Source organism: Streptomyces sp. NPDC025806 (genome assembly GCF_055558275.1).
In genome coordinates this window covers 96,337-102,680 of record NZ_JBVHMU010000012.1, presented here as the reverse complement: position 1 = coordinate 102,680, position 6,344 = coordinate 96,337, and the positions used below count along the sequence as shown (strand labels likewise).

The window sequence follows — 6,344 nt, the reverse complement described above, 5'->3', positions numbered from 1 at the left end:
AGACTCCGTGCGCCCGCAGGGGCATGTCGGTCGCGCCCTGCGACGGAGTCGCTGATGGGGTACAGCCCCGCGCCCCTGAAGGGCACACTCCGTGCGCCCCCAGGGGCATGCCGGTCGTGCCCCGCGACGGAGTTGCTGATCGGCATCAGGCCCGTGCCGCCGAGGCGCGCTCCGCTAGTCCCCCGGGCCGGTCACGGGAGCGGGCGGATCATGAACACGTCCACCGGGTCCTCCGACTCCGTCAGGAAGCCGTGGCGTTCGTAGAGGCGGCGGGCCGCGCTGCCCTGGAGGACGTTGAGGCGGACCGGGACGTGGGTCGTGTCGCAGTGGGCGAGGAGGTGGGTGAGGACGGCGCCGCCGATGCCGGCCCCCTGGAGCTCGGGCGCGAGGAAGAAGTGCTCCAGCCAGTGGGCGTCCGGCGCGGGCCGCAGCGCCACGCAGCCGGACAGCCGTCCGCCCACCTCGATGACCCAGGTGTGCTCCGGCGCGTACGCGTCCCGCAGCCGCTGCCGCACCCGGTGCGCGTCGAACCGCCCGAGCCGTTCCAGATCCGCCCGCATCACGACGGCCCGCAGCTCCACGAGGGGTTCGAGGTCGTCGGGCGTGGCCGCCCGCAGCATCCAGTCCGCCATGATCGCGAGGCTACCCGGGGCCGGTCCGCACCGTGAGGGCGAGCAGCGCCGCCACCGAGCACAGCCCCGCCACCCCCACCCACACGAGGTCGTACGAGCCGAAGGCGTCCCGCACCGCGCCCCCGGCGAACGCCACCGCGCCCGCGCCCACCTGGTGCGCGGCGCTGACCCAGCCGAACACGACCGGTGCCCGCTCCCCGAAGTGCGCCCGGCACAGCGCGAGGGTCGGCGGGATCGTCGCGACGTCGAGCAGCCCGAAGACGACGGTGAACGCGAACAGCGGCGCGTCCACCACCGCCCCGAGCAGCAGCGGCAGCGCGAGCAGGGTCAGGCCGCGCAGCGCGTAGTACGCGGCGAGCAGCCGGCGCGGGTCGAGCCGGTCGGTGGCCCAGCCGGAGGCGACCGTCCCGGCGACGTTGAAGATCCCGACGAGGGAGAGGAGCGAGGCGGCGACGGTCGTCGGCATGCCGTGGTCGTGGGCGGCGGGCGCGAAGTGGGTCCACATGACGCCGTTCGTGGAGGCGCCGCAGACGGCGAACGTCCCGGCGAGCAGCCAGAACGGGCCGCTGCGCAGAAGGCCGGTCGGCAGCGGCATCGACGGCACCCCGGGCGCGGCAGGGTCCCGTACCGCCGCGCCCACCAGCGGCACCGCGACCGCCGCCGCCCCGGCGAGCCCGTACGCCGCCGCCCGCCACCCGTACCCGTCGATCACCCACGACAGCAGCGGCAGGAACACGAACTGGCCCACCACGCTCGCCGCCGTGAGCAGCCCGGCGACGAGCCCGCGCCGCGCCACGAACCAGCGCTCGGTGACCGTCGCCGCGAACGTCGTCGCCGTGGCCCCCGTGCCGAGCCCCACCAGGACACCCCACGCCGCGACGAACTGCCAGGGCGCCCGCGCGGCCGTCGTCAGCAGCGCGCCCGCGCCGACCAGCACCAGCGCGCCGACCGCGACGCGCCGCATCCCGATCCGGTCCATCAGCGCGGCCGCGAACGGCGCCGTGGCCCCGTACACGACCATGTTCACGAGCGTGCCCAGGCCGATCGCGGAGCGGGACCAGCCGAGCTCCGTGTGCAGCGGGCCGACGAGCAGGCCGGCCAGCGTGCTGAACGACCCGGCGACGACGATCGCGAGCGCGGCGCCCGCCGCGACCACCCACTTCCGGTCGCGGGGCGGAGCGATCGCGGGGGTGCGGCCTGTTCCGGTGTGCGTCGTCATGCCTACGACCCTCCGCCCGGGCCGCCCTCCCTCACGACTGGCCAGATGGCCACGACCTGAAAGAATCTGGCCATGAGTGGAGCAGGGGAAGCGGGGGTGCGCCGGCCCGCCTCGGTGGCGGTCCTGGTCAGGGACGGGGTTCTGCCGATGGAGCTGGGCCTGGTCCACCAGTTGTTCGGCGCCGCCCGCGACCCGGTGACCGGCGAGCGCCTCTACGAGGTGACGACCTGCGCGCCCCGCCCCGGCCTGATCCGCACCGACGCCGACTTCCCGATCCACGCGGAACACGGTCTGGAGGCGGTGGCGGCGGCCGGCACGGTGCTCGTCCCGGCCTCGCACGAGACGGACGAGTCACTGACCCCGGACGCGGGCCCCGAGGAAGCGGTGCGGGAAGCGCTGACGGGTGCCCGGGGCCGGGTCGCCTCCATCTGCACCGGCTCCTTCCTGCTGGCCGCCGCCGGCCTGCTCGACGGGCGCCGGGCGACCACGCACTGGCTCTCGGCGGACCGTTTCGCCCGTACGTTTCCGCAGGTCACCGTGGACGCCGATGTCCTCTACGTCGACGAGGGGCAGGTGCTCACCTCGGCGGGCGAGGCGGCCGGCATCGACCTGTGCCTGCACCTGATCCGCCGCGACCACGGCGCGGGCGTCGCCGCCGACGTGGCCCGCCGCACGGTGGTGCCGCCGCACCGGGAGGGCGGCCAGGCGCAGTACATCCGCCGCCCGGTCGAGGCGCCGGGCCTCGCCTCGACGTCCGGCTCCCGCGCCTGGGCGCTGAGTCGTCTGGCCGAACCCCTCACCCTCGCCCGGCTCGCGGCGCGGGACGCGATGTCGGTCCGTACGTACAGCCGCCGCTTCCGCGAGGAGACGGGCCTGACCCCGATGGCCTGGCTGACCCGTCAACGGGTCGACCGGGCCCGGGAGTTGCTGGAGCGCACCGATCACACGGTCGACCGGGTCGCGGCCGAGTCGGGTTTCGGCACCGCCACCTCGCTGCGCCAGAACTTCCAGCTCACGCTCGGGGTGGCACCGGCCGCGTACCGGTCGACCTTCCGGGGGAGGGGCACCCCGTGACCGTGCTCACGTCTCCCCGGCCCGTGACGTGGCGCGGGCCCCCGGGGCGTAGCCTCTTCGAACAGACTTGCCCGGTATGACCAGGAGGCTCCAGTCATGGCCCGTTCCCTGCCCACCGCCCCGATCGCCGCCGCCGGACTGATCGGCGGCTACGCCACGGCCCGCTTCACGAAGAAGCGCCCGCTGGGCGGCGCCGTGCTCGCCGTCGCCGGGGCCGCCGCCGCGACGCAGTGGACGAAGGCGCGGGGCGGGAAGGTCGCAGGCGCGCTGACGGGCGCGTACGTCGCCGCGTTCGCCGGTTCGCACCCGCTGGCCAAGAAGGTCGGCGCCTGGCCCGCGGTGTTCGGTGTGGCCGGGGCCGTCGCCGCCGCGTCGTACGTCCTGGTGGACCGGCGCGCCGGAGCCTGATCGCCGCCGCATCCGAACCCGGTCCGCCCGCCGCATCCGAACCCGGTCCGCCCGCCGCACCCGAACCCGGTCCGCCCACCGCGTGTGAACCCGGGGCCAACTCCGTATGAGCCCCGGTTCACCCGCCGTCGGAGACCCGGCGAACTCCTCCCGGTGGGCGCAACTGTTCGATCCGGGCGGCCGTCCCCTGAGTGCGCCCCTGTCCTCCCCAGGGGCCCGTGCACCTCGTGGCCCCTCAGGAAGACGAACCCGCCGTGACCCAAGCGCCCCCGCTGCCGCACACCGGACCGCGCCGACCGTCCACCCCGCCGGGGACGGCCACCGAACCGCCCGGCCGCCGCGCCGACATCCAGGGGCTGCGCGCCGTCGCCGTCGGACTCGTCGTCCTCGCGCACGCCGGCGTACGGCGGTTCGGCGGCGGCTACGTCGGCGTCGACGTCTTCTTCGTCATCTCCGGATTCCTGATCACGTCGCTGCTCGTGCGCGAACTCGACCGCGACGGCCGCATATCGATCCGCCGCTTCTACGCCCGCCGCGCCCTGCGCCTGCTGCCCGCCTCGACGCTCGTCGGGGTCGCCACGCTGGCCGGGGCGTACCTCTTCCTCTCCAAGGCGCGCTTCACGGAGTACGTGGGCGACGCCGTCGCGAGCGGCCTGTACGCCGTGAACCTGCGGCTCGCCGCGTCCGGCACGGACTATCTGCGGGCCACGGCCCCGCCGTCGCCGTTCCAGCATTTCTGGTCGCTGGCGGTGGAGGAGCAGTTCTACGTGGTGTGGCCGCTGGTGCTCGCGGCCGTCTACGCCGGCGTCCGGGCCGCCACCCGGTCCGGCCGGCCGCCCGCCCGGGGCCTGCGCACGGGCACGGCCCTCGCCGGCGCCGCGGTGCTCGCCGCCTCCCTCGCCCTGAGCGTCGCCACGACCGGCGCCGCGCCCTCCTGGGCCTACTTCGGTACGCACACGCGCGCGTGGGAGCTCGCCGCGGGCGCCCTGCTCGCCCTCCTCCTCGCCGCCGGTCCCGTACGCCGCCTGCCGGCGTCCCTCGCCGCGGTCCTCTCCTGGGTGGGCCTGGCCGCGATCGTCGGCTCGGCGCTCGTGTTCGACGACGCGACCCCGTTCCCCGGGTACGCGGCGCTCGTCCCGGTCACCGGCACGGTCCTGGTCCTCTCCGGTGGCACCGTACCGAACCGCTTCGGGGCCGAACTCCTGCTCCGCCGAAGGCTGTTGACGGGCATCGGCGGAGTCTCGTACGGCTGGTACCTGTGGCACTGGCCGCTGCTCGTCATCGTGCCCGTCGCACTCGACCGGCCGGACGCCGGCGTGCCCGCGCGGCTCGCGGTGTGCGCGCTGGGGCTCGGGCTCGCCGCGCTGACGCTGCGGTGCGTCGAGAACCCGGTCCGGTTCGCCGCCGCCTTCCGCGACCGGCCGCGCCTGGCGCTCACGCTCGGCGCCTCCCTGACCGCGGGTACGGCCGCCGTGGCGCTGCTCGCCGCTCTCGTGCCGCCCGCGATCGACTCCGGCCGCCCGGCCCCGCGGCTCGCCGCCCGCCTCGACGCGGCCCCCGACCCCGCGACCGCCCTCGCCGACCTCCTCGCCGCGCCGAACGACGTCGTCCCCGCGAACCTCTCGCCCGCCCTCACTCGCATCAAGGACCGGCGCTCCGCCGTCTACCGCGACGGCTGCCACGTGAACCCCGGCACCACCGCCGTCCCCGGCCCCTGCGCGTACGGGGACCCAGCCTCGGCCACGACCGTCGTCCTCTTCGGCGACTCGCACGCCGCCCAGTGGTTCCCTGCGCTCGAACGGCTCGCACGCGAACGGCACTGGCGGCTCGTGTCCCTCACGAAGGCGTCCTGCAAGACCGCCGACGTCACGATCGTCAACGGCGGCGGCCCGTACACCGCGTGCGACACCTGGCGGGCCCGCGCCCTGGACCGGATCGCCCGGCTGCGCCCCCGCCTCGTGATCGCTTCGTCGTCCGAGTCGGGCGACCCCGTACGCCCGGCCGCGACGGGCCCCGTCGCCCAGTGGACGGCCGGCTACACCCGCACCTACCGGGCGCTGCGGGCGACCGGTGCCCGGGTCGTCGCCCTCCAGGACACGCCCTGGCCCGCGTCGGACGCGGTGGACTGCGCGAGCACCCACCCGCTGGACCTCGGCCGCTGCGCCTCGCCCCCCGCGCGGGCGGCGAAGGACCCGCGCAAGGCGGCGGCGGTCCGCGCCGCGGCCCGTGCCACCGGTGCCACGCTCGTCGACCCGCGCCCCTGGGTGTGCGCGGCGCGCGTCTGTCCGGTCCTGGTGGCCGACACCCTCGTCTACCGGGACGACGGCCATCTCGCGGACGCCTACGCCCGCGCCCTCGCCCCGGTCCTGGGCGCCCGGCTCAGCTCGCTGCCGGGAACGCCCTGACCGGTCTGCTCGCGTGGTTCAGCCGAACATGCCCGGCTGGTAGTCGCCCGCCGGCTGCTGCGTGATGACGTTCAGCCGGTTGTACGTGTTGATCAGGGCGATCAGGGAGACGAGCGCCGCGAGCTGGTCCTCGTTGAAGTGCTTGGCGGCGTTCTCCCACACCTCGTCGGAGACCCCGCCCGCCGCGTCGGCGATCCGCGTTCCCGCCTCGGCCAGCTCAAGGGCGGCCCGCTCGGCGTCGGTGAACACCTTCGCCTCGCGCCAGGCGCCGACCATGTGCAGCCGCTGCGCGCTCTCGCCCGCGGCGGCGGCGTCCTTGGTGTGCATGTCGAGGCAGAACCCGCACCCGTTGATCTGGCTGACGCGGACCAGGATGAGGTCCGCCGTGAACTTCGGCAGCTCCACCGCTTCCAGGGCCTTGCCCGCCGCGTTGATGTGGCGGATGAACTTGCCGGCGATGGCGTTTCCGAAGACGTTGAGACGGGCTTCCATGGCGATCTCCTGCCGCTCGTGAGCTTGCTTCCCGGTTGCTTACGTCTGGATGACGGAGCGCCCGCGAGAGATGTGACCGCCCGCGAATGTGACCTGCGTCACTCCAGAAATCGG

At 75.3% G+C, this 6,344-nt stretch carries 6 protein-coding genes; 3 read left to right on the top strand and 3 right to left on the bottom strand.

Going from position 1 to position 6,344, the window contains the following annotated elements:
* Window positions 1–191: 191 nt before the first annotated feature.
* Window positions 192–632 (bottom strand): GNAT family N-acetyltransferase, encoded by a 441-nt coding sequence (locus tag ACZ4E1_RS26475; RefSeq protein WP_467543517.1) that lies wholly within the window; start codon window positions 630–632, stop codon window positions 192–194.
* A 10-nt stretch (window positions 633–642) separates the two neighbouring features.
* Window positions 643–1,851 (bottom strand): MFS transporter, encoded by a 1,209-nt coding sequence (locus ACZ4E1_RS26470; protein ID WP_467543514.1) that lies wholly within the window; start codon window positions 1,849–1,851, stop codon window positions 643–645.
* A gap of 72 nt (window positions 1,852–1,923) precedes the next feature.
* Here ACZ4E1_RS26470 and ACZ4E1_RS26465 point away from each other — a divergent pair, with 72 nt between their 5' ends.
* The 3 genes from ACZ4E1_RS26465 (at window position 1,924) to ACZ4E1_RS26455 (ending at window position 5,738) form a co-directional block, all read left to right on the top strand.
* Entirely contained in the window at window positions 1,924–2,925 is a 1,002-nt protein-coding gene (locus ACZ4E1_RS26465) for a GlxA family transcriptional regulator (RefSeq protein ID WP_467543510.1), read from the top strand.
* A 96-nt stretch (window positions 2,926–3,021) separates the two neighbouring features.
* Window positions 3,022–3,333: a hypothetical protein gene (locus ACZ4E1_RS26460; RefSeq protein WP_188338670.1), complete on the top strand. Its 312-nt coding sequence runs from the start codon at window positions 3,022–3,024 to the stop codon at window positions 3,331–3,333.
* Between the two features lie 254 nt (window positions 3,334–3,587).
* Window positions 3,588–5,738, top strand: coding sequence for an acyltransferase family protein (locus tag ACZ4E1_RS26455; protein WP_467543505.1), 2,151 nt, complete (start codon window positions 3,588–3,590; stop codon window positions 5,736–5,738).
* 18 nt (window positions 5,739–5,756) lie between these two features.
* Here the strand turns inward: ACZ4E1_RS26455 and ACZ4E1_RS26450 are convergent, their stop codons facing one another.
* On the bottom strand, window positions 5,757–6,230 hold the full coding sequence (locus ACZ4E1_RS26450; RefSeq protein ID WP_467543503.1) for a carboxymuconolactone decarboxylase family protein: 474 nt from the start codon (window positions 6,228–6,230) through the stop codon (window positions 5,757–5,759).
* Between the last annotated feature and the right edge of the window lie 114 nt (window positions 6,231–6,344).

Bases quoted from the DNA above. Each gene is read 5' to 3' on its own strand.
- ACZ4E1_RS26475 (WP_467543517.1), bottom strand. From the start codon at position 632: ATGGCGGACTGGATGCTGCGGGCGGCCACGCCCGACGACCTCGAACCC.
- ACZ4E1_RS26470 (WP_467543514.1), bottom strand. From the start codon at position 1,851: ATGACGACGCACACCGGAACAGGCCGCACCCCCGCGATCGCTCCGCCC.
- ACZ4E1_RS26465 (WP_467543510.1), top strand. From the start codon at position 1,924: ATGAGTGGAGCAGGGGAAGCGGGGGTGCGCCGGCCCGCCTCGGTGGCG.
- ACZ4E1_RS26460 (WP_188338670.1), top strand. From the start codon at position 3,022: ATGGCCCGTTCCCTGCCCACCGCCCCGATCGCCGCCGCCGGACTGATC.
- ACZ4E1_RS26450 (WP_467543503.1), bottom strand. From the start codon at position 6,230: ATGGAAGCCCGTCTCAACGTCTTCGGAAACGCCATCGCCGGCAAGTTC.